This is a genomic window from Sphingomonas sp. 320_CC, assembly GCF_059691795.1.
Map to the genome: position 1 here is coordinate 360,459 of NZ_JCAWAE010000001.1, position 26,020 is coordinate 386,478.

General features: G+C 65.3%; 21 protein-coding genes, 1 tRNA gene and 1 pseudogene. 12 read left to right on the top strand and 11 right to left on the bottom strand.

Annotated elements, in window-relative coordinates; all coding sequences use genetic code 11:
- Positions 1 to 154: 154 nt before the first annotated feature.
- From AC59GX_RS01675 to AC59GX_RS01695, 5 genes are all read left to right on the top strand, one after another.
- Complete coding sequence (locus tag AC59GX_RS01675; RefSeq protein WP_426282915.1) at positions 155 to 1,345, top strand: efflux RND transporter periplasmic adaptor subunit; 1,191 nt, start codon at positions 155 to 157, stop codon at positions 1,343 to 1,345.
- Positions 1,346 to 1,349: 4 nt separating this feature from the next.
- Positions 1,350 to 4,571 (top strand): efflux RND transporter permease subunit, encoded by a 3,222-nt coding sequence (locus tag AC59GX_RS01680; protein WP_056484794.1) that lies wholly within the window; start codon positions 1,350 to 1,352, stop codon positions 4,569 to 4,571.
- Positions 4,572 to 4,691: 120 nt separating this feature from the next.
- Positions 4,692 to 4,970: a hypothetical protein gene (locus tag AC59GX_RS01685; RefSeq protein WP_426282571.1), complete on the top strand. Its 279-nt coding sequence runs from the start codon at positions 4,692 to 4,694 to the stop codon at positions 4,968 to 4,970.
- A gap of 102 nt (positions 4,971 to 5,072) precedes the next feature.
- Positions 5,073 to 6,341 (top strand): DUF445 domain-containing protein, encoded by a 1,269-nt coding sequence (locus AC59GX_RS01690; protein WP_244655486.1) that lies wholly within the window; start codon positions 5,073 to 5,075, stop codon positions 6,339 to 6,341.
- A gap of 248 nt (positions 6,342 to 6,589) precedes the next feature.
- Positions 6,590 to 6,898, top strand: coding sequence for a hypothetical protein (locus tag AC59GX_RS01695; RefSeq protein ID WP_497300668.1), 309 nt, complete (start codon positions 6,590 to 6,592; stop codon positions 6,896 to 6,898).
- Between the two features lie 544 nt (positions 6,899 to 7,442).
- Here the strand turns inward: AC59GX_RS01695 and AC59GX_RS01700 are convergent.
- Positions 7,443 to 7,520, bottom strand: a pseudogene (locus AC59GX_RS01700).
- Between the two features lie 569 nt (positions 7,521 to 8,089).
- Between AC59GX_RS01700 and AC59GX_RS01705 the strand changes: the two are divergent.
- Complete coding sequence (locus AC59GX_RS01705; protein WP_426282568.1) at positions 8,090 to 8,542, top strand: DUF6869 domain-containing protein; 453 nt, start codon at positions 8,090 to 8,092, stop codon at positions 8,540 to 8,542.
- Positions 8,543 to 8,721: 179 nt separating this feature from the next.
- Here the strand turns inward: AC59GX_RS01705 and AC59GX_RS01710 are convergent, their stop codons facing one another.
- Together AC59GX_RS01710 and AC59GX_RS01715 are read right to left on the bottom strand one after the other, a co-directional pair.
- On the bottom strand, positions 8,722 to 9,141 hold the full coding sequence (locus AC59GX_RS01710) for a hypothetical protein (RefSeq protein WP_426282567.1): 420 nt from the start codon (positions 9,139 to 9,141) through the stop codon (positions 8,722 to 8,724).
- A 374-nt stretch (positions 9,142 to 9,515) separates the two neighbouring features.
- Positions 9,516 to 10,211, bottom strand: coding sequence for an HAD family hydrolase (locus AC59GX_RS01715; protein ID WP_497300670.1), 696 nt, complete (start codon positions 10,209 to 10,211; stop codon positions 9,516 to 9,518).
- 71 nt (positions 10,212 to 10,282) lie between these two features.
- On the opposite strand from AC59GX_RS01715, the gene AC59GX_RS01720 reads away from it, so the two are divergent.
- The 5 genes from AC59GX_RS01720 to AC59GX_RS01740 all read left to right on the top strand — a co-directional run bounded on the left by AC59GX_RS01720 (position 10,283) and on the right by AC59GX_RS01740 (position 14,229).
- Positions 10,283 to 11,392: an ABC transporter permease gene (locus tag AC59GX_RS01720; protein ID WP_056061063.1), complete on the top strand. Its 1,110-nt coding sequence runs from the start codon at positions 10,283 to 10,285 to the stop codon at positions 11,390 to 11,392.
- Positions 11,392 to 12,315, top strand: coding sequence for an ABC transporter ATP-binding protein (locus tag AC59GX_RS01725; RefSeq protein ID WP_426282565.1), 924 nt, complete (start codon positions 11,392 to 11,394; stop codon positions 12,313 to 12,315). Before AC59GX_RS01720 ends, AC59GX_RS01725 begins: the two co-directional genes overlap by 1 nt.
- The gene (locus AC59GX_RS01730) at positions 12,315 to 13,280 is read left to right on the top strand and encodes an MlaD family protein (protein WP_056484780.1); all 966 of its coding nucleotides are present in this window, start codon (positions 12,315 to 12,317) and stop codon (positions 13,278 to 13,280) included. The genes AC59GX_RS01725 and AC59GX_RS01730 overlap by 1 nt, the downstream gene beginning before the upstream one ends.
- 8 nt (positions 13,281 to 13,288) lie before the next feature.
- Positions 13,289 to 13,870 (top strand): ABC-type transport auxiliary lipoprotein family protein, encoded by a 582-nt coding sequence (locus AC59GX_RS01735; protein ID WP_056061054.1) that lies wholly within the window; start codon positions 13,289 to 13,291, stop codon positions 13,868 to 13,870.
- A gap of 65 nt (positions 13,871 to 13,935) precedes the next feature.
- Positions 13,936 to 14,229, top strand: coding sequence for a plasmid stabilization protein (locus AC59GX_RS01740; protein ID WP_426282564.1), 294 nt, complete (start codon positions 13,936 to 13,938; stop codon positions 14,227 to 14,229).
- A 141-nt stretch (positions 14,230 to 14,370) separates the two neighbouring features.
- Here the strand turns inward: AC59GX_RS01740 and AC59GX_RS01745 are convergent, their stop codons facing one another.
- The 7 genes from AC59GX_RS01745 to AC59GX_RS01775 all read right to left on the bottom strand — a co-directional run bounded on the left by AC59GX_RS01745 (position 14,371) and on the right by AC59GX_RS01775 (position 24,611).
- The gene (locus AC59GX_RS01745) at positions 14,371 to 15,204 is read right to left on the bottom strand and encodes an HpcH/HpaI aldolase/citrate lyase family protein (protein ID WP_426282914.1); all 834 of its coding nucleotides are present in this window, start codon (positions 15,202 to 15,204) and stop codon (positions 14,371 to 14,373) included.
- A gap of 21 nt (positions 15,205 to 15,225) precedes the next feature.
- Positions 15,226 to 16,845, bottom strand: coding sequence for an alpha-D-glucose phosphate-specific phosphoglucomutase (locus AC59GX_RS01750; protein WP_426282563.1), 1,620 nt, complete (start codon positions 16,843 to 16,845; stop codon positions 15,226 to 15,228).
- Positions 16,842 to 18,287 carry a glycogen synthase GlgA gene (gene glgA, locus AC59GX_RS01755; RefSeq protein ID WP_497300672.1) on the bottom strand — a complete coding sequence of 482 codons (1,446 nt, stop codon included), beginning with the start codon at positions 18,285 to 18,287 and terminating at the stop codon, positions 16,842 to 16,844. The genes AC59GX_RS01750 and glgA overlap by 4 nt, the downstream gene beginning before the upstream one ends.
- Positions 18,288 to 18,435: 148 nt before the next feature.
- The gene (gene glgC / locus AC59GX_RS01760) at positions 18,436 to 19,695 is read right to left on the bottom strand and encodes a glucose-1-phosphate adenylyltransferase (RefSeq protein ID WP_404969316.1); all 1,260 of its coding nucleotides are present in this window, start codon (positions 19,693 to 19,695) and stop codon (positions 18,436 to 18,438) included.
- Between the two features lie 89 nt (positions 19,696 to 19,784).
- Entirely contained in the window at positions 19,785 to 21,947 is a 2,163-nt protein-coding gene (gene glgB / locus AC59GX_RS01765) for a 1,4-alpha-glucan branching protein GlgB (RefSeq protein WP_497300673.1), read from the bottom strand.
- On the bottom strand, positions 21,944 to 24,340 hold the full coding sequence (locus tag AC59GX_RS01770) for a glycogen/starch/alpha-glucan phosphorylase (protein ID WP_497301307.1): 2,397 nt from the start codon (positions 24,338 to 24,340) through the stop codon (positions 21,944 to 21,946). Before AC59GX_RS01770 ends, glgB begins: the two co-directional genes overlap by 4 nt.
- Positions 24,341 to 24,524: 184 nt before the next feature.
- Positions 24,525 to 24,611, bottom strand: a tRNA-Tyr gene (locus AC59GX_RS01775).
- A gap of 161 nt (positions 24,612 to 24,772) precedes the next feature.
- Here AC59GX_RS01775 and rlmB point away from each other — a divergent pair.
- The gene (rlmB, locus tag AC59GX_RS01780; protein WP_056055070.1) at positions 24,773 to 25,516 is read left to right on the top strand and encodes a 23S rRNA (guanosine(2251)-2'-O)-methyltransferase RlmB; all 744 of its coding nucleotides are present in this window, start codon (positions 24,773 to 24,775) and stop codon (positions 25,514 to 25,516) included.
- A 165-nt stretch (positions 25,517 to 25,681) separates the two neighbouring features.
- Here rlmB and AC59GX_RS01785 read toward each other — a convergent pair whose 3' ends face one another.
- Positions 25,682 to 25,999, bottom strand: a complete 318-nt coding sequence (locus AC59GX_RS01785; RefSeq protein WP_426282560.1) for a 2Fe-2S iron-sulfur cluster-binding family protein — start codon at positions 25,997 to 25,999, stop codon at positions 25,682 to 25,684.
- Positions 26,000 to 26,020: the final 21 nt, after the last annotated feature.

A 26,020-nucleotide genomic window follows, 5' to 3' on the forward strand; every position in this document is an offset into this window, starting at 1 on the left:
CTTCGAAGCTTATTGCGAATAGATCGAAATCGAAGCATGTCTGCGTCCTGCGCTCGTCGAGGGGCTTGAGCACGGTGACTTATTCATATAACACAGCCGGTGAATGGCGAAGCGGGTCGAGACAAGACCGGTCGAAATTGGGATTGTGACGCGCATGAACTACGAGACGAAGACCGTCGGCCAGATTGACGGTGGCGAGAACGAGGACCAGCTCGTGCTCCCCGATTACACCGCACCGTCGCACCGCCGCCGCAACATCATCATCGCGGTCGTCGTCGTGCTGGCGATCATCGGCGCCGTCTTCGCGTTCAAGGGCGGCAAGAAGGACGCCGCCGCCGGTCCGGTCGTCGAACAGGTGCCGACCGTCTCGGTCATGGTACCGGGGCGCAAGACCGTCGATCGCACGATTTCCGCGACCGGCACGATCGCGGCGCGGCGCGAAATGCCCGTGGGCGTCGCGGGTGAGGGTGGGATGATCACGCGCGTGCTGGTCGAGCCGGGCCAGTGGGTCGCGGCGGGCCAAGTGCTGGCGACGGTCGATCGCTCGGTCCAGACCGAGACCGCCGCCTCGCTCGCCGCCTCGGTCAGCGTCGCGCGCTCCGACGAGACGATCGCGCAGGCCGAACTCGATCGTGCCAAGCAGCTCGTCGATCGCGGCTTCATCTCGAAGGCCGATCTTCAGCGCAAGGCCGCGACGCGCGACGCCGCCGCCGCACGCGTGAAGGTGGCGCAGGCGACGCTCGGCGAGGCGCGCGCGCGCAACGGTCGTCTCGATATCCGTGCGCCCGCCGCCGGCCTCGTGCTGACGCGCGGTGTCGAATCGGGTCAGGTCGTCGGCGCGGGTACCGGTGTACTGTTCCGCATGGCGGCAGACGGCCAGATGGAAATGCGCGCGCAGTTGAGCGAAGCTGATCTCGCCGGGCTCCATGCGGGCGCCCGCGCGACCGTCGTTCCGGTCGGCACGACTCAGGGCTTCCCAGGCCAGGTGTGGCAGGTTTCGCCGGTGATCGACCCGCAGAGCCGCCAGGGCATTGCGCGAATCGCGGTCGCCTATGACCCCGCGCTGCGGCCGGGCGGATTCGCCGCGGCGACGATCGTCGGTGGCGCGACCCAGGCACCATTGCTCCCCGACTCAGCGCTGCAGAGCGACGAGAAGGGCAGCTTCGTCTATATCATCGGCGCCGATAACAAGGCCGTGCGCCGCGATATCAAGATCGGTCAGGTCTCCGATGCGGGCGTGACGATTCTCAGCGGACTCGATGGAACCGAACGCGTAGTGTTGTCTGCAGGCGGGTTCCTGGCGCCCGGGCAGAAGGTGAAGCCGGTCACGAAGAAAGCGAGCTGAGCTCATGAACTTTCGCAACATCTCGGCCTGGGCGATCCGCAACCCGGTGCCGCCGATCGTTCTGTTCATCGCGCTGACCCTGGCGGGCATCGTCAGCTTCATGCGGATGGATGTGAACAACGATCCGGACATCGATTTCCCGATCGCGATCGTCGTCATCAACCAGCCGGGTGCCGCGCCGACCGAACTCGAGACGCAGGTCACGCAGCGCGTCGAGGCGGCAGTCCGGTCGCTCCAGGGCATCGACGAGATCACCTCGACCGTGACCGAGGGCCAGTCGCAGACTGTCGTCCAGCTCAGCATCGGCACGCCGATCGACCGCGCCGTCACCGACGTCCGCGACGCGATCGCACAGATCCGCAGCGATTTGCCCGAGGGTATCCTCGAGCCGCAGGTGTTCCGTGCGAACACCACCGACAACGATCTCGCTAGCTATTCCGTGATCGCCAAGGACATGACGGTCGAACAGCTCAGCTGGTACATCGACAACAACGTCGCGAAGGAATTGCTGTCGGTCCCCGGCATGGCCGCGGTGAACCGCAACGGCGGCGTCAGTCGCGAGATCCGCATCATCCTCGACCCGCTCAAGCTGCAGAGCCAGGGGCTGACCGCGAGCCAGGTCAACGCTCAGTTGCGTCAGGTCAATCTTAACGCAGCGGGTGGTCGTGCCGAGATTGCGGGGTCCGAACAGTCGGTCCGCGTGCTCGGCAACGCGAAGGACGCGGTCGCACTCGCGCAGACCCAGATCAGCGTCGGCAACGGCCGTACGGTACGGCTGGCTGACATCGCACAGGTTCGCGATCTCTACGCCGAACAGCGTAGCCGTGCCGCGATCGACGGCCGCCAGACGATCAGCTTCGATTTCCAGCGTTCCAAGGGATCGTCCGACGTCACCGTCTTCAACGAGGCGGTGAAGAAGCTCGCGGCGATGGAAAAGCGCAATCCGAACGTGCATTTCGTGCTGCGCTCGAACAGCGTCAAATACACCGAGATGCAGTATGAGAGCGCGATCCACGCGATGATCGAGGGCGCGGTGCTCGCGGTGATCGTGGTGTTCCTGTTCCTGCGCGACTGGCGCGCCACGGTGATCTCGTCGCTCGCGATCCCGCTGTCGGCGATCCCGGCCTTCTGGTTCATGGACCTGCTCGGCTTCAACCTGAACCAGATGACGCTGCTCGCGCTCAGCCTCGTCGCGGGCGTGCTGGTCGACGACGCGATCGTCGAGATCGAGAACATCGTCCGGCACATGCGGATGGGCAAGTCCGCCTATCAGGCGTCGATCGACGCCGCCGACGAGATCGGTCTCGCTGTGCTGGCGACGACGATGGCGATCGTCGCGGTGTTCCTGCCGGTCGGCCTGATGCCGGGTATCTCGGGGCAGTTCTTCAAGAATTTCGGCCTGACGGTGGTTGCCTCGGTGCTGATGAGCCTCGCGGTCGCGCGTCTCGTCACGCCAATGCTCGCGGCGTATTTCCTCAAGTCCGCCGGCCCCGCCGTGCACGGCGAGGGCGTCCTGATGGACGGCTATATGGCGACGCTGAAATGGACGCTGGAGACCGGCAAGGCGAAGGCATCGGCCGCGCGCGGCGGGTTCCACCGCCTGACCAGCCGCTTCCGCGATCACCGGTTTTGGGTGCTCGGGCTCGGCGTGTTCGCGTTCCTGATGACGATCGTGATGTTCGCGGTCCTGCCGATGACGTTCCAGCCTGCGCAGGACAATGACACCTCGATGGCGGTCATCGACATGGTGCCGGGCACGACGCTCGCGCAGACCGAAGCGGTGGTGACGAAGGTCGCGGCGCTGATCGGATCGCAGCCCGATGTGCAGTCCGTCTATGCGCGCAGCGGTGCCAATGGCTCGGTCAATGCCGGTCGCGTCACCGCGACGCTTAAGGACGATCGGAAAATGAAGAGCACGGAGTTCGAGCGCAGCCTCGCACCCCAGCTTGCGGCGATCCCCGATGCGCGCGTCTCGTTCCGCTCGCAGAATGGCTGGGGCGGCAGCACGCGCGACATGAGCGTGACGCTGGGTGGCGACGATCCCAAACTGCTCGATGCGACCGCGCAGAAGATCGTGACCGAGATGTCGCGCCTGCCGACGCTGGTCGCGCCGCGCGTCGCCGGCAACATGCAGCGCCCGGAAATCGTCATCAAGCCGCGCTTCGATCTTGCCGCCAATCTCGGCGTGACGACGCAGGCACTGTCGTCGGCGATCCGGATCGCGACCTTGGGCGATATCGACCAGAACTCCGCACGCTTCTCGCTGTCCGATCGCCAGATCCCGATCCGCGTCGCGCTCGATCAGGGCGCGCGCAGCGAACTCTCGACGATCCAGAACCTGCCGGTCTCGACCGCGTCGGGTGGTTCGGTGCCGCTCAACCTGGTGGCGGAGATCACGCTCGGCTCCGGCCCGACCAAGATCGACCGCGTCAATCAACAGCGTCAGCTGACGATCGGCGCCGATCTCGCCCCCGGTATTGTGTCGGGCGTCGCGCAGAAGCAGATCGATGCGCTGCCGACGATGGCGAACCTGCCGACCGGCGTGAACAAACTCGTGTTGGGGCAGTCGAAGTTCCAGGCGGAGATGATCAACAACTTCATCCTGGCGGTGATCGCGGGGACGTTCCTGGTGTTCGCGGTGCTGGTGCTGCTGTATCGCCGCGCGCTGCCGCCGTTCGTCAACATGGGCTCGCTTTTGCTGGCGCCGCTCGGCGGGCTGATCGCGTTGTGGGCGACGGGCAACCCGGTATCGATGCCGGTGTTCATCGGTATCCTGATGCTGCTCGGCATCGTCGCGAAGAACTCGATCCTGCTGATCGACTTCGCGCTGGAGGAGATGGGCAAGGGCGTCGACGTGTGGACCGCGGTGGTCGATGCCGGCCACAAGCGCGCGCAGCCGATCGTGATGACCACGGTCGCGATGGTCGCGGGCATGATCCCGACCGCGCTGTCGCTCGGCGGCGACGGATCGTGGCGCGCGCCGATGGGCATCGTCGTGATCGGCGGGCTCGTCCTGTCGACCATCCTGACGCTGCTGATCGTCCCCGCGGCGTTCAGCCTCGCGGTCGGGATCGAGCGGTATATCGGCCCACGCCTCGGCCGCAGCCTGCTGACCTATCGCCCCGGCGACGACGGCAGCGAAGTCATCGGGCTCGCCGGACCGTCGGGGCCACGGCTCGGACCGGCAACCCCCAAGCTCGGCGATGGCACACAGCCAGCCGAGTGACGCCATCGCGCCCCTCGTGTTGAGCGACGCCGGAGTTCCGCGCGATGGCGGGGCGTCGCGGAATACGGCACGAACGGCGTCTGCACCGGGCGTCTGGTCGAGCATGGGTAGGTCGAGCGTGTGCCGGTCGAGCGTGGGCCGGTCATGCTGGAGCCAGTCGAAAGCCGGGCGGTCGAGCATGGGCCAGTCGAGCGCGGGCGGGCCAGAAGCATCGCGCGTCGGCCTGGCGTCGAGGAATACGGCACGAACGTCACCCGCGCGAGCCGTCTGGCCGAGCACGGGCAAGTCAAACACGCGGCGGTCGAGCGTGGGCCGGTCATGCCGGCATCGGTCGGAGGCCGGATGGCAGTCGAGCGCGGACCGCTCGGAACTCAGCCGATCACGCGCGGGGGTGGCTAAATTCCACCAGTCGAGTGCACCTGAATCGAGCGCAAGTTGGGCGAAAGCCGGATCGTCCGCCCCGCTCGTGAACTATCCCTGCGCTGGGGGATTGTTTCGGGCATGACAGTTTCAACCCGCACGCGCCCGGCGAGCGAAGCAACGCCGCCCGCCCTCGTCCGCATGCGGATCGTCGCGACCGGGCTGCTCGTGTTCATGGCCGCGACCTTCTTCGTCAGCCGCGCGCTCGTCCCCGTCCACCCCGCCTTCGCGTTCGTACGCGCGTTCGCCGAGGCGGCGATGGTCGGCGGCCTCGCGGACTGGTTCGCGGTGACCGCGCTGTTCCGCCATCCGCTCGGGCTGCCGATCCCGCACACAGCCATCGTGCCGCGCAACAAGGACCGCATCGGCGACACGCTCGCGCAGTTCCTCCGCGCGAACTTCCTGATCCCCGTCGTCATCGCCAGGCGAACCCGTCGCCTCGACGTTGCGGGTGCAATCGCCCGCTGGCTGACCGATCCGCCCGAGGGGGCAGGGGGGCGCTTTCGCCAGGGTGCGTCGAAGCTGGTCGCGCAGGTGCTGGAGGGTCTCGACCCGGCTCGGCTCGGCGGGATGGTCAAGGCCGGGATCGGCGCCCGCCTGCGCGCGACGGAGGTCTCGCCGATCCTCGGCCAGTTGCTCAAGGCCGCGATCGCCGAGCGCCGCCACGCGCCGCTGCTCGAAAGCGCGATCCGCTGGGCGGCGAAGACGCTGGCCGCGAACGACCACCTCGTCCGCGCGATGGTCCACGACAAGGCCGGCTCGATCCTGCGCTGGACCGGGCTCGACACGACCGTCGCGGACAAGCTCATCAGCGGCTTCGACAAGCTGCTCGCGGAGATGGCGGAGGACCCCGAGCATCCGCTGCGCCTGAAGGCGGAGGAGGGGCTCGATCGGCTCGCCTGGGACCTCCAATATGACCGCCGGATGCGCGAACGCGTCGAGACGATGAAGAACGACCTGCTCGACAATCCGGCGATGCAGCGCTGGCTCGACGGGCTGTGGGAGCAGGCACGCGGCGCGCTGCTGGCGATCGCGCGCGACCCTGAGCGGGCGATGGCCGGCAAGCTCGGCGACATCCTGCGCCAGCTCGGCGAGACGTTGCAGCACGATCCGCGCATGTCGCGGACGATCAACCGGTTTGTGCGGCGTGCGGCGGTCGGCGCGGCGGCGGATTACGGCGACGGCATCGTCAAGCTGGTCTCGGAAACGGTCCGCAGTTGGGACGCCGACACGATCACCCGTCGCCTGGAGAACGCCGTCGGCCGCGACCTGCAATATATCCGCGTGAACGGCACGATCGTCGGCGGGCTGGTCGGGCTGGTGATCCACAGCGTTGATGTGCTGTTGTGATGGGGATCGTTTAGATCGCTCCCGGGAGGCAGTTTCCAAATATCGTCCGGTAGTTTGTGTTGTTAGTCTTGAGGTGGAGGTGATTAGCTTGCCTACGAAGTATCAAGACGCGGCATCGTTTCATTATATCGAATGTCTGGTTTCGGAGGAAAGCGGTCAGGCGGCTTTGGGACAGCCACGGCGGTAATCGGACATTGCCGATCTTGGTCCTCACTGGCACGATCAACCGCATGGCAGGGAAAAAGCGAATGCTCGATCAACTTGGACTCGGCGGAGATGGCGACGAGATCGAAGCGATCGAGGACGTCGAGCGGGACTTTCACGTCAAGATTGACACCACTACCGCTATCGAATGGCGCACCGTTGGCGACGTGTTTAACGCCCTGCTTCTCGTGCTACCGGACTACGTGAAAGCTCAGCCGACCACATGGCGACGGTTCTGCCGTGCGCTTTGTCAGGTGACCGGTGATGACCCCGAGGCCGTAGGGAGGGATACAATTCTGATCGGTAGGCCTTGGGGCGTCATTGCCGGGATCAGAAGGCTCTTCGGTCGCTGATGGGCAGGAAAGCGGACGGGCGGCTCTCGGCTCGAAATCGTCAAAAACACACCCTTATTCGGTCGGGATGCGTTAGGTTTGCATCGCTAGGATACCAAGGTTCACGCGGTTTGGTAGCGGATGATGCAAAAGCGGAGCTTGGAAATGAACCCAATAGAGAAGCAGGCCGAGATAATGACGGAACTGGCTCAGCTGATGCTTGATCAGGTCGATGGCCCTTACGAATCTATCACGTGTGAATACGAATATGTAGAACGTTAAAGCACCGTCAGCAGTTCGCTTTCAGTCATACAACATGGGACGCAGAAATATCCAGATACTGCGGCTGGATATGCGACCGACAATGCCGAGCTTTGCACGAAGCTTCGGGGGTTGATGAAATGTCATACGGGCGGGGAATGGACTTCTTTTACGCTTTTGCTAGACGCGGGCGGCAAAGTAAAAACTAAGTTCTACTACTACTGATCGGCGACGCCTAAATCTGCATGCTCATGCGACGTATCGGGACAAGCAAGCAGCTCAACTGACCGGAACTGAGCGAAGTTTCCAACGGCAGGGGATCGAACCCGCACCCGTCGCCGGGATCGCTGTAGCGATACGTCTACCAATTCCGTCACGCTGGCACGCACAATGTTCGGGCAAATCCCGTCGTTACGCAATGTCCGGTTTCGGGTGGCGGCGCTCGCGGGTGGAATGGCAATGTTTGGGCGTAAGCGGAATGGCCGGAATGGGAAGGAAAGCGGACGGGCTGCTTTTGGCGAGAATTGAGGGAAAGTAGCCATTGGTGGGCAACCTCCTATCACCTACGGTGCGCTTATGACGCTCTACCGCAAAGCATGGCTGTTCACGGGGTGGACGATGCTCGTGTTCGTTACTTCGCCGCTTTGGTTATTCTGGCCGTTCACCCGCTTGGGTCTCATTGGAGCCCTGCCGGGAATGGCGTTGTGGCTAGCTCACGGCGCGGCCTTCCTATGGCTTTTTCGCTGTCCTGAGTGCGGCACATCTCCGTTCACAACGCGGCTTGGCTTCGTCGGAATTAGCCATCCGTGGCCGCGCCGGTGCTGCTCGAAATGCGGCAAAGACCTCAGGGCGAATTAGGGCTGTTTTGGGCAGGAAAGCGGACGGGCGGCTTTCGGTGTTGATCGCGGCAAAGCAGCCTTTGTTTTGCGCGACCTCAGGCTAAGATCAAACATGGGGAAAAAAGCCTACTTTGACGAATTGGCCAGAGCGCTCGCCCGACCGGAGGCTGACCAGATGTGCAGGCATCTTGATGCCCTTGCCCAATATGACGAGAGCGGCACCGGCGAATGGCCGTCCGAAGCATTCGAAGAGATAAATTTTTGCTACCATGATGACCCGGAGAAGGCGTTTGCCTACGTGATCCTCGGTGCCTCGCGGTCAGATAACCCAAAATTTCTTGCAGGGCTCGGCTGCGGTCCGTTAGAGGACATTCTTGAGAATCCCACTGACGAGTTGCTTCACCGTATCGTAGCAGAGGCTCGCAAATCTGCCCGCTTCCGATGGCTGCTTAGCCATCCGTTTAAGGTCGCAATAGCGGCGACAGCTTGGGACGCCATCGAGAAGTTCCGATCGACCGGCCCACACGAAGAGCCGTCTGCCGGGATACCACCTCGACATGGCTGAATGTCGGCTAATAGGCAGTCGAATGCCACCTCTCAGCGTCCGCAACTGGGCGTTTTATGTCGATCCGCCATTCCCAAAAAGGAATGCGCTTCTCGGAACCGACCGGATTTTGGGAATGTCTGGGTTGGGAAGGAAAGCGGACCGGCTGCTTTCGAGCGCGGCCTCTATAATACCGGGCGTTAGCGGCTTTGGGGCACTTTCGTTTTGCCCCATACCCGGCGCAGCCCGGAAAGTGCGAACGCAGCGCCGATTGAGCAGAGATAGAAGACGCTCGATGCCACGGTCGAGATAACAACCGCCTTTTCAAAGAATGCTCCTGTCACAAGTCCCCATGATGCGCAGACCACCACAGGGCCGATCATCGTGAAGGCGACGGGATGGCGGTCAAGCTGACGACCTCGCCACCAGATCACAGCGCCTAGGGCCACCAACCACGGAAGTGAAAGTAGGCCACCAAGGTACATCCCCACCCCCGCCCCGTCGATGCCGAAGCCTTCGCTTGTTCCAATCGTGCCGGCGATCCCGGTAATGCAAAGACCAAAAGCGTGCGCCGCAAGCACCCGCTTCGCGACCCGTCCGCGTGAGCCTATATTGTTCATGAGGAGAGGCTGAACGAACGGCAACTATCGGGCAAGCGCGAACATCGTTGGATCGTCCACTTATGCGCGATAGCGGAATGGCCGAAATGGGAAGGATAGCCGCCGTTCGCTGTTAGGCATTTCCATTCCACCACAGGCGGAGCCGTTCGGAACTAAGTAAGCTGGCGAAACCGTATCCAAAACTAAGGGCAACAGGGACCAGCACACTCTCGGGAAACCCGGTAGCAGCTTGAACGGCGAAGGCGAGCAATGCCCCGAGGACGAAAGCAATTATCCAGCGCATAGGCACAGCCTAGAGCGGTAAGCGAAGGTCTGCAATTGGGCGATAGTTACCGTCCGAGTTTGCTAATCGCGAATTCGTGTCGCCAATGGAGCTACCGCTCCCAATCCGGCATCGGCCAGCCTTTAGCCTTCGCCAACAACCGCAAAGGCCCGTGCGCGTTCACTGCGAAGGGTTCGTCGGCCCATTCGAAGGTCGGGGCGTCCGAGACATGGTCGGAAAAGAAGCGGATGTGGGCGTGGTCTCGGGCGATGCCTTCGCGGTCCATCCAGGACTGGATCATCCGCAGTTTTGCCGGGCCGTAGCAATTCTCGCCTTCGATGCCGGCGAGCAGCACGCCGTCGCGGTCGCGCAGGCTCTCGGTGCCGATCACCGCGTCGAAGTCCAGTCGCCGCGCGATTGCCTCGACGTAGAATCGGTATGACGCGGTCGCCATGACCAGCCGGTAGCCGGCGGCGCGGTCGGCCTCGATCTGCGCGCGGGCGCTGGCGAAGACGCCGTCGCGCATGACGCGGTCGGCAAAGGCTTCGGCCGCCCGGCGTTCTTCGGCGGGCGTCATGCGCTTGCCGAGCATCATCCGCTGCATCAGGTATTTGAGCCGGCCGCGGCTGATCAGCTTGCCGACATAGCCGAGCGCGGCGACTCCGGCGAACGGGATGAGCGCCAGCCGCCACGGTGCGCCGCCTTTCTTCGCGGTGTGGAGCAGGAACGGCGTCCAGGTCGGCGCGTGCGTGATCGTCTTGTCCATGTCGTAGATCGCGAGACGGACGGACGGGGGGGCGGAAGGCATTTCGATCATCGTCGTCGCTTACGCCGCATTCATCTTGCCGATCCAGTCACTTTGCCGCAAAGGTGCCCCCGATGAGCGCGATGGCCGATTTCCAGCAGGACGGTGCCGATACCGGCACGCTTCGCTTTACCGGCGATCTGTCGCTCGCAAAGATCGGCAATCTGCCCGATCGGCTCGAGGCGATCGACGCGGCTTCGGTGAAGCATGTCGACCTGAGCGGCGTCGACCGGATCGACACGATCGGCGCGTGGGTCGTCCACCGGTTCGCGGCGCGCAACGATGCGACGATCGACGGGCTCGACGAGAACGACCAGGCGCTGTTCGACCAGGTCGTCGCCTCCGACCAGCCGATCGCGGCGCGGCCTGCGAAGGTCGGTGCGCTCTCCCGCGTGGTCGGCGAGATCGGCGACGCGGTCGTGCTGTCGGGCAAGACGATGCTCGGCCTGCTCGGGTTTCTCGGCGCGACGACGATCGCGTTCGGCAGCGTCATCCGCCACCCGCGTCGCTTCCGGTTCAACGCCGTGGTCCAGCGTTTCGAGGTCGTCGGCGTCGCCGCGCTCGGCATCGTCGGGCTGATGAGCTTCCTGATCGGCATGGTCATCGCGCAACAGGGCGCGGTCCAGCTGCGGCAGTTCGGCGCGGAGGTGTTCACGATCAACCTCGTCGGCCGCCTGACGATCCGCGAACTCGGCCTGCTGATGACCGCGATCATGGTCGCGGGGCGCTCGGGTTCGGCGTTCGCGGCGCAGTTGGGCACGATGAAGCTCACCGAAGAGATCGACGCGATGCGGACGATCGGCGTGTCGCCGATGGAGGCGCTGGTGCTGCCCCGCGTGCTCGCCGCGATCGTGATGATGCCGCTGCTCGGTTTCTATGCGTCGATCATCGCGATCATCGGCGGCGGGCTGTTGTGCTGGGTCCAGCTCGGCATTCCGCCGGTGACGTTCATCGCGCGTATCCGCGAAGTCGTGCCGATCACCGATCTGTATATCTCGCTGATCAAGGCACCGGTGTTCGGCGCGATCATCGCGATCGCGGGCTGCTTCCAGGGGATGCAGGTCGAGTCGGACGCCGAGCAGGTCGGTCTGCGCACCACCTCCGCGGTCGTCCAGGGGATATTCCTGGTGATCGTGCTCGACGCGTTCTTCGCGGTGTTCTTCACCTGGTTGGGTTGGGACTGATGCCCCGCAAGACGGACAGCAAGACAGACGATTTCATCATCTCCGTGAAGGGGCTGAAGAACGCGTTCGGCGATTCGGTGGTGCACGAGGGGCTCGACCTCGACGTGCGGCGCGGCGAGATCCTCGGCGTGGTCGGCGGATCGGGTACCGGCAAGTCGGTGCTGATGCGCTCGATCATCGGCCTGCAGACGCCGGTCGCGGGTGAGATAACGGTGTTCGGCGAGCCCAATATCGGCCGCGAGGAAACCGAGGCGACCGAGATCCGCAAGCGATGGGGCGTGCTGTTCCAGGGTGGTGCGCTGTTCTCGACGCTGACCGTGGCCGAGAACGTCGAAGTGCCGTTGCGCGAATTCTATCCGGATCTGTCGCCGGCGCTGCTCGCGGAGATCGCGTCGTACAAGGTCGTGATGACGGGCCTGCCTGCCGATGCCGCGAACAAGTTTCCCGCCGAGCTGTCGGGTGGCATGAAGAAGCGTGCCGGTCTTGCCCGTGCGCTGGCGCTCGATCCCGAATTGCTGTTCCTTGACGAGCCGACCGCAGGGCTCGATCCGATCGGTGCGGCGGCGTTCGACGGGCTTACGCAGTCGTTGCAGAAGACGCTTGGGCTGACGGTGTTCCTGATCACGCACGATCTCGATACGCTGTATGCGATCTGCGACCGGGTTGCGGTGCTGGCCGACAAGAAGGTCATCGCGGTCGGGACGATCGACGAGCTGATCGCGCTCGATCATCCGTGGATCGAAGAGTATTTCAAGGGGCCACGCGGCCGTGCCGCGGTCGCGACGCAGGAGGCGCACGAGCGCGCCGACCAAGAAGCAGCCCGACATCCTACCCCTGAGAAGAGGGGCGAAGTCCAGTCCAAGCAGTCCGCGCCGGACGACGCCGACGCGACATACGCCGAGAAAGAAGCAAGGACGCGCTGATGGAAACCCGTTCGAACCACGTCCTAGTCGGCGCCGTCGTGCTGATCCTGCTGGCCCTGCTGGCGCTGTTCACCGTGTGGATCGCGCGGATCGGCGGCAAGGAAGAGAAGGAATACGACATCTTCTTCCGCCAGTCGGTCGACGGGCTCGCGCGCGGTTCGGCCGTGGTGTTCTCGGGCGTGCCGTCGGGGCAGGTGAAGACGATCTCGCTGTGGAAGAACGATCCGCAGTTCGTCCGCGTCCGGATCAGCGTGAACGACGAGACGCCGGTGCTGCAGGGCACGACCGCGTCGATCTCCGGCGTCGGCTTCACGGGCGTCAGCCAGATCTCGCTCGATGGCGCGCGCAAGGGTGCGCCGGCGATCGGTTGCCCCGACACGAAGACGCCGACCGAATGTCCGTACGGCGTGCCGGTGATCCCGACCAAGCTCGGTGGCCTGGGCGCGATCCTGAACTCGGCACCGCAGTTGCTCGAGCGTCTGTCGACGCTGACCGAGCGCCTGACGGGCTTGCTGACCGACCGTAACCAGGCGTCGATCGCGGGTATCCTGGAGAACACCAATCGCCTGACGGATGCGCTCGCGGATCGTGGGCCCGAGATTGCCGCGACGCTCGCGCAGACGCGGGTTGCGATCCAGCAGGCGGGCGATGCCGCGCAGCAGTTCGGTGTGCTCGCCAAGACCACCAACGGCGTGCTGTCCGAGGACGTGAAGCCGGCGATGGCGAACCTGAACAAGGCGATCACCTCCGCACAGCAGAGCGCGGAGACGCTCAACGCCGCGATCGGCGATGCACGACCAGGCTTGCAGGCCTTCTCGAAGACGACGATTCCCGAGGCCAATCGACTGGTCCGCGACCTCCGCACGACCGCCGCAGCGCTGTCGTCGGTCGCCGAGAAGGTCGACCAGCAGGGTGCGAGTTCGCTGATCGGGCAGCAGAAGCTCCCGGATTACAAGGGTAAGTGAGGCACGCCATGAAGACACCGCTCATCCTGATCGCGATGCTGCCACTTGCCGGGTGCATCAGCTTCGGCGCGAAACCGCCTCCCACGCTACTGACGCTGACGAGTGCATCGTCCGTGCCGGTCGGCCAGAACCAGGATTCGGCGACCGCGAAGTCGATCACGATCCAGGTCCCGGTCGTACCGCAGTCGCTGGCGACCGCGCGCGTACCGGTGCAGGCGACGCCGACCTCGATCGCATACGTCACCGACGCGCAGTGGGCCGAGCCCCCGGCGCGGCTGTTCTCGCGGTTGGTGTCGGATACGGTTGCGGCGCGCACCGGGCTGGTGGTGCTGTCGACGGCGCAGTCGGTCGGCGATCCGGGCGGCTTGCTCGGTGGCGAGCTGCGGTCGTTCGGGCTCGACGCGACGACGCGCGAGGCGGTCGTGACGTTCGATGCGTCGCTGACCCGCGTCGGCAAGACGACGGTCGAGAAGCATCGCTTCGAAGCGCGCGTGCCGGTGTCGGCGATCGACGCACCTTCGGCAGCGGCCGGGATCAACCAGGCAGCGAACCAGGTCGCGACGCAGGTGGCGGACTGGATCGGTCGGTGAACGCCCCTTCGTTCTGAACGCGGCGTCGACCTGAGCGTTGACGCTCTCTGACGAGGAGAGCGACGATGCCACAGGGCGACAAGAGCGCGTATACCGACAAGCAGAAGCGCAAGGCCGCGCATATCGCGGACGGCTATGAAGAGCGCGGCGTTCCCGAGAAGGAAGCCGAGGCGCGGGCCTGGGCTGCGGTGAACAAGGATTCGGGCGGGGGCAACCTGTCCGGCTCGGGTCGCGGCAAGCCCGATACGCATGTGTCTTCGCATGACGGCGGGAAGCAGGCTGCTGGGCGAAGCGCGGCGGCGAAGTCTGCGGCTGCGAAGAAGGGTTGGGAGACACGGCGGAAGAAGGCGAACGGCTGACAGGACTTTGATCCTCCCCTGCAAGGGGAGGTGGCTGGCACTTGCCAGACGGAGGGGTGACGTCCTCTCGATAGCGCGGCTACCCCTCCGTCAGTCCTTCGGACTGCCACCTCCCCTTGCAGGGGAGGAATGAAGTCTGCCTCAACGCGCTAGCATCGCTTCGGCTTCGGCCAAGTGGAGGCGCTCGACCATCTGGCCATTCAGGCGAATCGCGCCTTTGTGAGCATGTTCGGGATCCTGGAACGCCGCCACGACTTTGCGGGCCCATGCCAATTCCTCCTCGCTGGGGCCGAAACCGGCGTTGGCCGCATCGATCTGGGACGGGTGGATCAGTGTCTTGCCGTCGAACCCAAGCGTCGCGCCTTGCGCGCACTCCGCGGCGAAGCGGGGCGGGTCGTCGAGGGCGTTGCAGACGCCGTCTAGCGCCACGATCCCGGCTGCACGGGCGGCCATGATCGTTGCGGTGAGCGCAGGGATCAGCGGCATGCGATCGGCGCCGAGTCGGCAGCGCATCTCCTTGGCGAGGTCGTTGGTGCCGACGATCAGCGCGGTGAGGGCCGTTTCGGCTGCTGCTGCGGAGAGGGCTGGGAGTGCGAGGATCGCGGCGCAGGTCTCGATCATTGCCCAGATTGGTGGGCCGCCCTCGCCGAGCGATGCGCGGACCGTGAGCAGGTCGGCGACCGACGAGACCTTTGGGACGAGCACCGCTGCTAAGCCTATCGCGCGGATCGCGGCGATGTCGTCGGCATGCCAGGGGGTGTCGAGGCCGTTGACCCTGACTACCAGTTCGCGCTCGCCGAAGCCGCCTTCGCGGACCGCCTCGACCACTCGGTCACGGGCTGCGGCCTTCTCGTCAGGCGCGACGGCGTCTTCCAGGTCGAGGATGACGACGTCGCAATCGAGCGTCCGTGCCTTGGCGATGGCGCGGGCGTTCGAGGCGGGCATGTAGAGCGCGCTGCGGCGGCGTCTGGTCATCATGCTATCGGCCGTTCCGGATCAGGTGACGACGTCGGGCGCGGTGCGGCCGGTGTGCTGGGCGATTCCTGCGATCGACTCCGCCGCGGCAACGATGCTCGCGAGCATCTCGCCGGTATCGCGGTCGAGATTACCGCCGACGGGCTCGTAGCGTTCGAGGTACACGCGCAAGGTCGCGCCGGTGGTGCCCGTACCCGACAGGCGGAACACGACGCGGCTGCCGCCTTCGAACAGGATGCGGACGCCCTGGTTGCGGCTGATCGAGCCGTCGGTCGGGTCGGTATAGGCGAACTCGTCCGCGGTCTCGACGGTGAGGTCGCCGAACTGCTGGCCGGGGAGGGTGGCGAGGCTCGCGCGCAGGGCGGCCATCAACGCGTCGGCGCGCGGGGTCTCGACGCCTTCGTAATCGTGGCGAGCGTAATAGTTGCGGCCGAACTTCGCCCAGTGATCGCGGGCGATCGTGTCGACGCTTTCACCGCGCAACGCGAGAATGTTGAGCCACAACAGGACCGCCCACAGGCCGTCCTTCTCGCGGACGTGATCGGAGCCAGTGCCGGCGCTTTCCTCGCCGCAGATCGTCGCCATGCCCGCGTCGAGCAGATTGCCGAAGAATTTCCAGCCGGTCGGGGTCTCGTAGGCGGGGATGCCGAGCGCTTCCGCCACGCGGTCGGCGGCGGCGCTGGTCGGCATCGAGCGGGCGATGCCCTTGAGACCGCCTGCATAACCGGGCGCGAGGTGCGCGTTGGCCGCCAGCATCGCGAGGCTGTCCGAAGGGGTGACGAAGCGGTGCTTGCCGATGATCAGGTTGCGGTCGCCGTCGCCGTCCGACGCTGCGCCGAAATCGGGCGCGTCGGGCGCCATCATCGTCTCGTATAATTCATGCGCGTGGACGAGGTTGGGGTCGGGGTGGTGGCCGCCGAAGTCGGGCAGGGGCTCGCCGTTGCGGACGGTGCCGGGCGCGAAGCCTAGGCGGCGTTCGAGGATCTCGGTGGCGTACGGCCCGGTGACCGCGCTCATCGCGTCAAACGCCATCGTCAGCTTTGCGGCGCGGATCGCGTCGAAGTCGAACAGCGTTTCCATGAGCGCGGCGTAATCCTCGACCGGGTCGACGACCTCGACGGGCATATCGCCGACCATGATCTCGCCGTCGGTGTCGAGGTCGATGTCGTCGGCGTCGACGGTCAGCCAGCGGTCGATCTCGAGCGTCCGCGCATTGATCGCGTCGGTCACGCCTTCGGGCGCGGGGCCGCCATTGGCAATGTTGTACTTGATCCCGAAGTCCTCGTCGGGGCCGCCGGGGTTGTGGCTTGCCGAGAGGACGAGGCCACCGATCGCGCCACGCTTGCGGATCATGTGGCTCGCGGCGGGGGTCGACAGGATGCCGCCACGGCCGACGATCACGCGCCCGAAGCCGTTCGCCGCCGCCATGCGGATCGCGACCTGGATGACTTCGCGGTTGAGGAAGCGGCCATCGCCGCCGATCACCAGCGTCGCGCCGGCCTTGTCCGCCACCACGTCGAACACGCTCTGGACGAAATTCTCGGCGTAGTTCGGCTGCTGGAAGACCTTTACCTTCTTGCGCAGGCCCGACGTGCCGGGCTTCTGATCGGTATAAGGCGTGGTCGATACGGTGCGGATCATGCGGTCCCCGTCAGGCTTGCGTAAAGGTCTGCGTAGCGGCGGCCGCTCTCGTCCCACGAGAAGTCCGCGCGCATTGCGTTGCGCTGCAACATGGACCAGCGATCGGGGCGTGCATAGAGGGCCATCGTTCGACGTAGCGCGTGACTGAGCGCTTCCGGCGTGACGCCGTCGTGCTGGAAGCCGGTGGCGACGCCAGCGGCGATCGCGGCTTCGTTGGCGTCGATCACGGTGTCGGCGAGGCCCCCGGTGCGCGCGACGACGGGGATGCAGCCGTAGGCGAGGCCGTAGAGTTGCGTCAGGCCGCAGGGTTCGAACCGCGACGGGATCAGGATCGCGTCGGCACCGCCTTGGAGCAGGTGCGAGACGGGCTCGTCATAGCCGATGCGGACGCCGATGCGGCCGGGGTGACGCTCGGCGGCGGCTAGAAAGGCGAGTTCCAGGGCTGTGTCGCCCGAGCCGAGCAGCGCGAGACGGCCGCCGAGTGCGACGAGTTCGTCGAGCGCGCCGGCGAGGACGTCCATGCCCTTCTGCCAGGTGAGGCGGCTGATGACGGTGAAGATCGGGCCGTCGCCGGTGTCCAGGTCGAACAGGGTTTCGATCGCGCGCTTGTTGGTGCGGCGGCGGGCGAGCGTGCGCGCCGTGTAGCGAGCGGGGAGCGACGCGTCGGTCTCCGGGTTCCAGACGGCGGGATCGATGCCGTTGACGATCCCGGTGACGCGGCCGGCGCGGTCGTTGATCAGGCCTTCGAGGCCCATGCCGAACTCGCCGCGGCGGATTTCGGCGGCGTAGGTCGGGCTGACGGTGGTGATCGCATCGGCGGCTTCGAGACCAGCCTTGAGGAAGCCGACGCCGCCGTAATATTCGATGCCGTCGAGCGCGAAGGCTGCGTCGGGGAGTGCGAGGTCGGCGAAGATGTCGTGGCCGTAGCGCCCCTGGAACGCGATGTTGTGGATCGTGACGACCGTCTTGGCGGGGGCGCCGGGGCCGGGTGCGTAGCGGAGGTAGGCGGGGGCCATCGCCGCCTGCCAGTCGTGCGCGTGGAGGATGTCGAACGCGTAGCCGGGGACCATGCCTGAGGCGAGGTCGGCGGCGGCGCGACTGAACGCGGCGAAGCGACGCCAGTTGTCGGACCAGTCCGCGCCGGTCGCGTCGCCGTACGGGCCGCCACCTCGGGCGAACAGCGCGGGGGCGTCGAGGACCAGCAGCGGGTGGTCGCCGATGTTCGTCTTGAGGATGCGGGCTTCGGTGCCGAGCAGGTCGGTGTAGCGGTGGACGACTTTCGCGCGCTTGGTGACGGCGGCGAGGGCTGGGTAGCCGGGGAGGAAGGTCGTGAGCGCGACGTCATGCGGCGCGAGCGCGGCCGGAAGCGCGCCGACGACGTCTGCGAGACCGCCGGTTTTTATGAGGCGGTAGGCTTCCGAGGCAACGGAGAGGACGCGCATCAAATCCTCCCCGGCACGGGGAGGGGGACCGTTCGCCACTGACGAATGGTGGAGGGGGCTCGCCGCCATCGTACCGCTTGTGGAAGCCCCCCTCCACCATGCGATGCATGGTCCCCCTCCCCGTGCCGGGGAGGATTTGCGTTTGCCATCACGCGGTGAGCCGGTCGATCATGGATTTGGTTACCAGCACCACGCCGTTGTCGGTGCGGCGGAAGCGTTGGGCGTCGGATTCTGCGTCCTCGCCTACGATCAGGCCGTCGGGGATTTCGACGCCGCGATCGACCACCACCTTCGACAAGCGCGCGCCGCGGCCGATCACGCAGTGCGGGAGGATCACGGCCTGGTCGAGCATCGAGTAGCTGTGCGCTCGCGTGCCGGTGAAGATCAGGCTCCGGTGGATCGAGGAGCCCGAGATGATGCAATCGCCCGAGACGAGGCTCGACACCGCCTCGCCGCGGCGGCCGTCGTCGGCGTGGACGAACTTCGCGGGTGGCGTGACCTCCGAATAGGTCCAGAGCGGCCAACTGCGGTCGTAGAGGTCGAGCTTGGGAACCACGTCGGTGAGGTCGATGTTCGCCTCCCAATAGGCGTCGACCGTGCCGACGTCGCGCCAATAGGCATCGACTTCGCTGCCCGAGCGGACGCAGCTGTCGGAGAAGCGGTGCGCGACTGCCTTGCCGTGCTTGACGAGGTACGGGATGATATCCTTGCCGAAATCGCGCGAAGAACCGGGCGTCTCTGCATCGCGACGCAGTTCGTCGAACAGCAATTTGGTGTGGAAGACGTAGATCCCCATCGATGCCAGCGCGATGTCCGGGTTGCCGGGGATTGCGGGCGGATCGGCGGGTTTCTCAACGAACGCGGTGACGTTGTCGTGCTCGTCAACGGCCATCACGCCGAAGCCGACCGCCTCCATCCGCGGCACTTCGAGGCAGGCGATGGTGACGTCCGCGCCGGTCTCGCAATGCTGTTGCAGGATCAGCTCGTAATCCATCTTGTAGATGTGGTCGCCGGCCAGGATGACCATGTATTCGGGCGCGTGGCTCTCGATGATGTCGATGTTCTGGTACACGGCATCGGCGGTGCCCTCGTACCATTGGAACTCGCTGATCCGCTGCGACGCGGGCAGGATATCGAAGCTTTCGTTGCGTTCCGAGCGCAGGAAATTCCAGCCGCTCTGGAGATGGCGGATCAGCGAATGCGCCTTGTACTGCGTCGCGACGCCGATCCGGCGGATGCCCGAGTTGATCGCGTTGGACAGTGCGAAATCGATGATCCGCGCCTTGCCGCCGAAATACACCGCGGGTTTCGCGCGCGTATCGGTCAGCTCCATCAGGCGACTGCCGCGGCCGCCGGCCAGCACATACGCCATCGCGTCGCGCGCCAATGGCTGTCCCCGCCGTTCCACCATGTCAGTCTCTCCCTAAATTCGGTTGTATAACGCCCTGTTACCCCGGGCTTGTTCCGTCGTTGCGCCGGATCGGTCTTCGAACTCGATCAGCCTTCGTATTCGAGCATGATCGTCGCGAGCGGGGGCAGCGTGACCCAAGCCGCGCCGTCCTTCGCGACAACGCCACCGAGATTGCCGAGGCCGCTGCCCCAATAATCGTGCGCGTCGCTGTTGATGATCTCGCACCAGCGGCCGTCGTGCGGCAGCGGCACGCGGTAGGGCGCGCGGGCGATCGGCGTCATGTTGGCGACGATCGCGACCGGCTTCGCGCCGGGGGCCTTGCGCAACCACGCGAACACCGAATTGGCGGCGTCGTCGGCGACCAGCCATTCGAAGCCTTCCGCCTCGCAGTCGCGGGCGTGCAACGCCGGCTTCTCGCGGTAGACAGTGTTGAGGTCGCGGACCAGGTTGCGGATGCCTTCGTGGCTGCGCGCGTTGCGCAGGTCCCAGTCGAGCGCGCGCGCTTCCGACCATTCGCGACGCTGCGCGAACTCCTGGCCCATGAAGAGCAGTTTCTTGCCCGGATAGCCCCACATGAACGCGTAATAGGCGCGCAGATTGGCGAATTGCTGCCAGTCGTCGCCGGGCATCTTGGTCAGCAGCGAGCCCTTGCCGTGGACGACCTCGTCATGGCTCAAGGGCAGGACGAAATTCTCGCTGAAAGCGTACACCAGCCCGAAATTGATCTCGCCGTGATGGTGCTTCCGGTGCAGGGGATCGCGCGCCATGTACTGGAGCGTGTCGTGCATGAAGCCCATGTTCCACTTGAACCCGAACCCGAGTCCACCGCTCTTGCCATCGTCGCTGACGGGTGCGGAGACGCCAGGCCACGATGTCGATTCCTCTGCGATCGTGAAGACGCCGGAGTGCTGGCCGTAGATCTCGCGGTTCATGTCGCGGAGGAACGCGACGGCTTCCCAGTTCTCGCGGCCACCGTCTTCGTTGGGGATCCATTCGCCGGCCTTGCGCGAATAATCGCGGTACAGCATCGATGCTACCGCATCCACGCGCAGGCCGTCGATATGATAGCGCTCGGCCCAGAACAGCGCGTTGTTGACGAGGAATGACGTCACTTCGCGCCGGCCGAAATTGTAGATCGCGGTGTTCCAGTCGGGATGGAAGCCGAGCCGCGGATCCTCGTGTTCGTACAGCGCGGTGCCGTCGAACTTGGCAAGGCCGAACGCGTCGGTCGGGAAATGCGCGGGGACCCAGTCGAGCAGCACGCCGATCCCCGCCAGATGTGCGCCATCGACGAACCGCGCGAAGCCATCGACGTCGCCGAAGCGCGCGGACGGCGCGTAGAGACCGGTGGTCTGGTAGCCCCAGCTCGGGTCGTAGGGGTGTTCGCTGATCGGCAGGAATTCGATGTGCGTGAAGCCCATCTCGACCACGTACGGGATCAAACGGTCGGCGAGCGCGTCCCAGGTGAGGAACCAGCCATCGGCGTCGCGGTCCCACGATCCGGCATGCACTTCATAGATGCTGATCGGCACGCGGCGCGGATCGACCGCCGACCAGTGTTTCCGGTGATCGGTGTCGGCCCAATCGTGCGCGAGTTTTCGCGTGATCGAGGCGTTTGCGGGGCGGAGTTCGGACGCGAACGCGAACGGGTCGGCCTTGAGCGGCTGCAACTGGCCGTCGGGGCCGACGATCTCGAACTTGTACGCGCGGTATTCGGCGATGTCGGGGATGAAGATCTCCCACACGCCGACGTCGCCGCGCTTGCGCATCGCGTGGCGGCGGCCGTCCCAGTCGTTGAAGTCGCCGACCACCGACACGCGCTGCGCATTGGGAGCCCAGAGCGCGAAGTGGACGCCGTGTGCGCCTTCGTGCTCGATCAGGTGCGCGCCCATCTTGTCGTGGAGGCGGCGGTGCGTGCCCTCCGCCATGAGCAGGTCGTCGATCGGGCCGAGCACGGGGCCGAAGCTGTAGGGGTCGGTGACCCACCACGAGGTGTCGCCCGCCTCGGCGTGGTATTTCACCGGCTGTTGCGTGCCGTCGATCGGACCCTCGAACAGGCCGCGATCGTCGATGCGGGGAAGGGTGCCGAGCGCGGTGCCGTCGAGTGCGTGCGCCTCCGCCGTATCCGCGCCCGGCAGCCAGACGCGTGCGAACACGCCGGTCGGGCCGCTGTGAACGCCGAGCAGCGAGAACGGATCGTCGTGACGCCCTTCCAGCAGGGCAACGATGGCGCCTTCGGGTGGCTTCACATCACCGTCCAGATCTCGCGCGCATATTCGCGGATAGTGCGGTCGGACGAGAACCAGCCGACGCGCGCGACGTTGCGGACGGTCGAGGCGACCCACGCATCGCGGTCGTTCCAGCGCGTGTCGACCGCACGCTGGGCGGTGGCGTAGCTGTCGAAATCGGCGGCGAGCATGAACCAGTCGCCCTCGTACAGCCCGCCCATCAAGCCGGCGTAGCGCGTCTTGTCGTCGGGCGAGAACACGCCGGACGCGATCGCGGATACCGCCTGGCGGAGTTCGTTCGAGCCGTCGATGACGCTGCGCGGATCATAGCCGTTCGCGCGCTTCGCCTCGACCTCGTCCGCGGTCATGCCGAAGATGAAGATGTTGTCGTCGCCGACGCGGTCCTTGATCTCGATATTGGCACCGTCGAGCGTGCCGATCGTCAGCGCGCCGTTCATCGCGAACTTCATGTTGCCGGTGCCCGATGCCTCAAGGCCGGCGGTCGAGATCTGTTCGCTGAGGTCGGCGGCGGGGATGATCTTCTCCGCCAGCGACACGTTGTAATTGGGCAGGAACGCGACCTTTAGCAGGCCACCGACGGAAGGGTCCGCGTTGATCCGGCGCGCGACGTCGTTCGCGAGTTTGATGACGAGTTTTGCGTTGTGATAGCTCGACGCCGCCTTGCCCGCGAACAGCTTGACCCTCGGGGTCCAGTCACGTTCGGGATGGCTGCGGATCTGGTCGTAGAGCGCGACCGTCTCGATGATGTTGAGCAGCTGGCGCTTATACTCGTGGATGCGCTTGATCTGGACGTCGAACATCGCGTCCGGGTCGACGCGGAGCCCCATCGTCTCCTTGATGTGATTTGCCAGTGCCACCTTGTTCGAACGCTTCACGCTCGAAAAGCGCTCCCTGAAACCGGAGTCGTCCGCGAAAACATCCAGATCGACGAGCTTTTCGGCATCGTCGAGGAAGCCGTCGCCGATCGCGTCGCGGATCAGCGCGGTCAGGCCGGGATTGCACTGCTGGAGCCAGCGGCGCGGCGTGATGCCGTTCGTCTTGTTGTTGATCCGTGTCGGGTAGAGCTTGTGGAGATCGGCGAAGACCGTCTTCTTCATCAGTTGCGTGTGCAGCGCGGCGACGCCGTTGACGCTGTGCGACCCGGCAAAGGCAAGGTTCGCCATCCGCACGCGCCGCTCGCCGCCTTCGTCGATCAGGCTGATCGCCGAGATCGCGCGGTCGTCGATCCCCTCGGTGCCGCGCGCCTCGCGCAGCAGCTTGGCGTTGATCGCGTAGACGATCTGCATGTGCCGCGGCAGCAAGCGTTCGAACAGCGGCAGCGGCCAGCTTTCCAGCGCCTCGGGCAACAAAGTGTGGTTGGTATAGCCGAAGGTCGCGCGCGTGATCTTCCACGCCTCGTCGAACGCGAATTCGTGGTGGTCGATCAGCAGCCGCATGAGCTCTGCGACGGACACTGCGGGGTGCGTGTCGTTGAGCTGGATCGCGGCCTTGTCGGGGAGCGTACGGATGTCGCCGAAATACTGGATGTGGCGGCGGACGATGTCCTGGATCGATGCGGACGAGAAGAAATACTCCTGCCGCAACCGGAGTTCCTGGCCGGCGGCGGTGGAGTCGTTGGGGTAGAGGACGCGAATGAGTGTCTCGGCGCGCGTCTGATCGGCAAGCGCACCCGAGAAATCGCCAGCGTTGAACCGGTCGAGCTTGATCGGATCGAACGCGCTGGCGGTCCAGAGGCGGAGCGTGTTGACGTGCTTGCCGCGCCAGCCGACGACGGGAGTGTCGACTGCGGTGGCCTCGACCGCCTCGGACGGGCTCCAGTGGATCTGGCCGCTGTCAGATGCCGTGACTTCGCCGCCGAAGCCGACAAAGTACGCGCTCTCGCGGCGCTCGAACTCCCAGGGGTTGCCGTGTGCGAGCCAGTTCTCCGGCATCTCGACCTGCCAGCCATCGTCGATCCGCTGGCGGAACATGCCGTTCACATAGCGGATGCCGTAGCCATAGGCGGGCAGCGCGAGGCTCGCCATGCTTTCCATGAAACAGGCGGCGAGCCGGCCCAGTCCACCGTTGCCGAGCGCCGCGTCGGGCTCGATCTCCTCTAGTTCGGCGAGGTCGACGCCGTGGAGCTTCAGCGCCTGCGTGACCTCGTCGTTGCGCTGGAGGTTGGTCACCGCGTCGCGTAGCAGCCGGCCGATGAGGAATTCGAGGCTGAGATAATAGACGCGCTTGGCGCCGGCCGCGTGTGCCGCCTTGGTCGAGGCCATCCAGCGTTCGACGATGTCGTTGCGGACGGTGAGGATCGTCGCGGCGAGCCAGTCGTGGGGGCGGGCGGCCTGCGCATCCTTGCCGATGCGGTGGACCAGCGTGTCGAGGATCGAGTCGGCCAGATCCTGGATGACGGGTGCTTGAACGGGCGGCTGTACGGCAGGATCTGAGGTCACGCGGTTTCCGAAATCGTTACGGTCGCGGCGATCCTAGCCTCCCGCGAGCCGATGTCACGCGGACTTCCTTCCCGTGACGGAAAAGAAGCTTGTCGATCAATGCTTTGAATTTTGGATGATCCATCACCGCGCGGGGCGGTGGTGGACAGGGTAGGGTTCGAACCTACGTAGGAGAAACTCCGGCAGATTTACAGTCTGCTGCCTTTAACCACTCGGCCACCTGTCCAGGCCGCTTTTGCAAGCGCCGCTCTTTCAAGCGAGGCGGCTCAATGGCGAAGCGCGCCCCGCCTGTCAACGCGGGTTTTGCGAAGTTTCGTGGTTCATAGTTGCCGCGGGAGCGGAATGCCGACAAGGACGCGGCATACACAGACACGATAGAGAGCGAATATGGCACGCAAGGGACACAGGCCGAGCAAGGCACCGGCAGGCCGCCCCCGCTTCTGGGGCAAGCACGCGGTGGGCGCGGCGCTCGCCAATCCGGAGCGCACGGTGCGCAAAATCCTCGGCACGCGCGAGGCGCTGGCCGGGTTCGACCTGCCCGCCGACGTGCCGGTGACCTATGCCGAGGCGATGGATCTGGCGCGGCTGGTGCCGGGCGATGCGCCGCACCAGGGCGTGGTGATCGAGGTCGAGCCGCTCGAGGACATGTGGCTCGCCGACCTGCTCGAGCATGGCAAGGACGACAATCGTCCGCTGGTGATCCTCGACGGGGTGACCGATCCGCACAATGTCGGCGCGATCCTGCGCTCGGCGGCGGCGTTCGATGCGCTGGGGATCATTACGCCTGATCGGAATGCGCCGCCGGAGTCGGGCACGATCGCGCGCGCTGCGTCGGGTGCACTTGAGTCGGTGCCTTGGATCCGGGTGGTGAACCTGGCGCGCGCTCTGGAAGAGATTGCGGCGGCGGGGTTCTGGCGGATCGGGCTTACGGGCCACGCGACGCAGACGCTGTCGGAAGCGATGGGCACGCAGCGGATCGCGATCGTGCTCGGCGCCGAAGGCGAGGGTATGCGGCAAAATACCGAGCAGCATTGCGACGAGCTGGCGAAATTGCCGATCTCGGAGAAGGTGGAGAGCCTGAACGTCTCGAACGCCGCGGCGATCGCGCTGTATGCGATAACGACACGGTGACCTGAACTCCCTCGCCCCTACGGGGAGAGGGAAGGGGCCCGGCGCCCTTGCGGTGGGAAGGGAGAGGGGCGTGAGGCTCGGGACGGTTCATCCCAACGCCCCTCTCCTTTCCGTCGCCTACGGCTCCTCCCTCCCTCTCCCCGGAGGGGCGAGGGACAGGGGGAATCAGTCCTCCGCTGCGATCTTTACCTTCAGGCCATCCAAGCCGTCGGTCAGTTCGATCTGGCACGACAGGCGTGAGAACTCGTCACGGTCACTCGTCGAATCGAGCAGGTCGTTCTCATCCTCGGTCATCGGTTTCAGTTTGGCCGCAAAGTCCGGGTCGACATGGATGTGGCAGGTGGCGCACGAGCAGCAGCCGCCGCACAGCGCCAGGATCTCGTCGATCCCAGCGTCGCGGATGACTTCCATTACCGATAGGCCCGCCTCGCCGATGATCTCGCGTTCTTCCCCTTCGCGTGTCACGACGATAAGCTTGGGCATGTCATTCTCCGAAAAATCTTC

Bases quoted from the DNA above. Each gene is read 5' to 3' on its own strand.
- AC59GX_RS01675 (WP_426282915.1), top strand. From the start codon at position 155: ATGAACTACGAGACGAAGACCGTCGGCCAGATTGACGGTGGCGAGAAC.
- AC59GX_RS01680 (WP_056484794.1), top strand. From the start codon at position 1,350: ATGAACTTTCGCAACATCTCGGCCTGGGCGATCCGCAACCCGGTGCCG.
- AC59GX_RS01690 (WP_244655486.1), top strand. From the start codon at position 5,073: ATGACAGTTTCAACCCGCACGCGCCCGGCGAGCGAAGCAACGCCGCCC.
- AC59GX_RS01695 (WP_497300668.1), top strand. From the start codon at position 6,590: ATGCTCGATCAACTTGGACTCGGCGGAGATGGCGACGAGATCGAAGCG.
- AC59GX_RS01705 (WP_426282568.1), top strand. From the start codon at position 8,090: ATGGGGAAAAAAGCCTACTTTGACGAATTGGCCAGAGCGCTCGCCCGA.
- AC59GX_RS01710 (WP_426282567.1), bottom strand. From the start codon at position 9,141: ATGAACAATATAGGCTCACGCGGACGGGTCGCGAAGCGGGTGCTTGCG.
- AC59GX_RS01715 (WP_497300670.1), bottom strand. From the start codon at position 10,211: ATGCCTTCCGCCCCCCCGTCCGTCCGTCTCGCGATCTACGACATGGAC.
- AC59GX_RS01720 (WP_056061063.1), top strand. From the start codon at position 10,283: ATGAGCGCGATGGCCGATTTCCAGCAGGACGGTGCCGATACCGGCACG.
- AC59GX_RS01725 (WP_426282565.1), top strand. From the start codon at position 11,392: ATGCCCCGCAAGACGGACAGCAAGACAGACGATTTCATCATCTCCGTG.
- AC59GX_RS01730 (WP_056484780.1), top strand. From the start codon at position 12,315: ATGGAAACCCGTTCGAACCACGTCCTAGTCGGCGCCGTCGTGCTGATC.
- AC59GX_RS01735 (WP_056061054.1), top strand. From the start codon at position 13,289: ATGAAGACACCGCTCATCCTGATCGCGATGCTGCCACTTGCCGGGTGC.
- AC59GX_RS01740 (WP_426282564.1), top strand. From the start codon at position 13,936: ATGCCACAGGGCGACAAGAGCGCGTATACCGACAAGCAGAAGCGCAAG.
- AC59GX_RS01745 (WP_426282914.1), bottom strand. From the start codon at position 15,204: ATGACCAGACGCCGCCGCAGCGCGCTCTACATGCCCGCCTCGAACGCC.
- AC59GX_RS01750 (WP_426282563.1), bottom strand. From the start codon at position 16,845: ATGATCCGCACCGTATCGACCACGCCTTATACCGATCAGAAGCCCGGC.
- glgA (WP_497300672.1), bottom strand. From the start codon at position 18,287: ATGCGCGTCCTCTCCGTTGCCTCGGAAGCCTACCGCCTCATAAAAACC.
- rlmB (WP_056055070.1), top strand. From the start codon at position 24,773: ATGGCACGCAAGGGACACAGGCCGAGCAAGGCACCGGCAGGCCGCCCC.
- AC59GX_RS01785 (WP_426282560.1), bottom strand. From the start codon at position 25,999: ATGCCCAAGCTTATCGTCGTGACACGCGAAGGGGAAGAACGCGAGATC.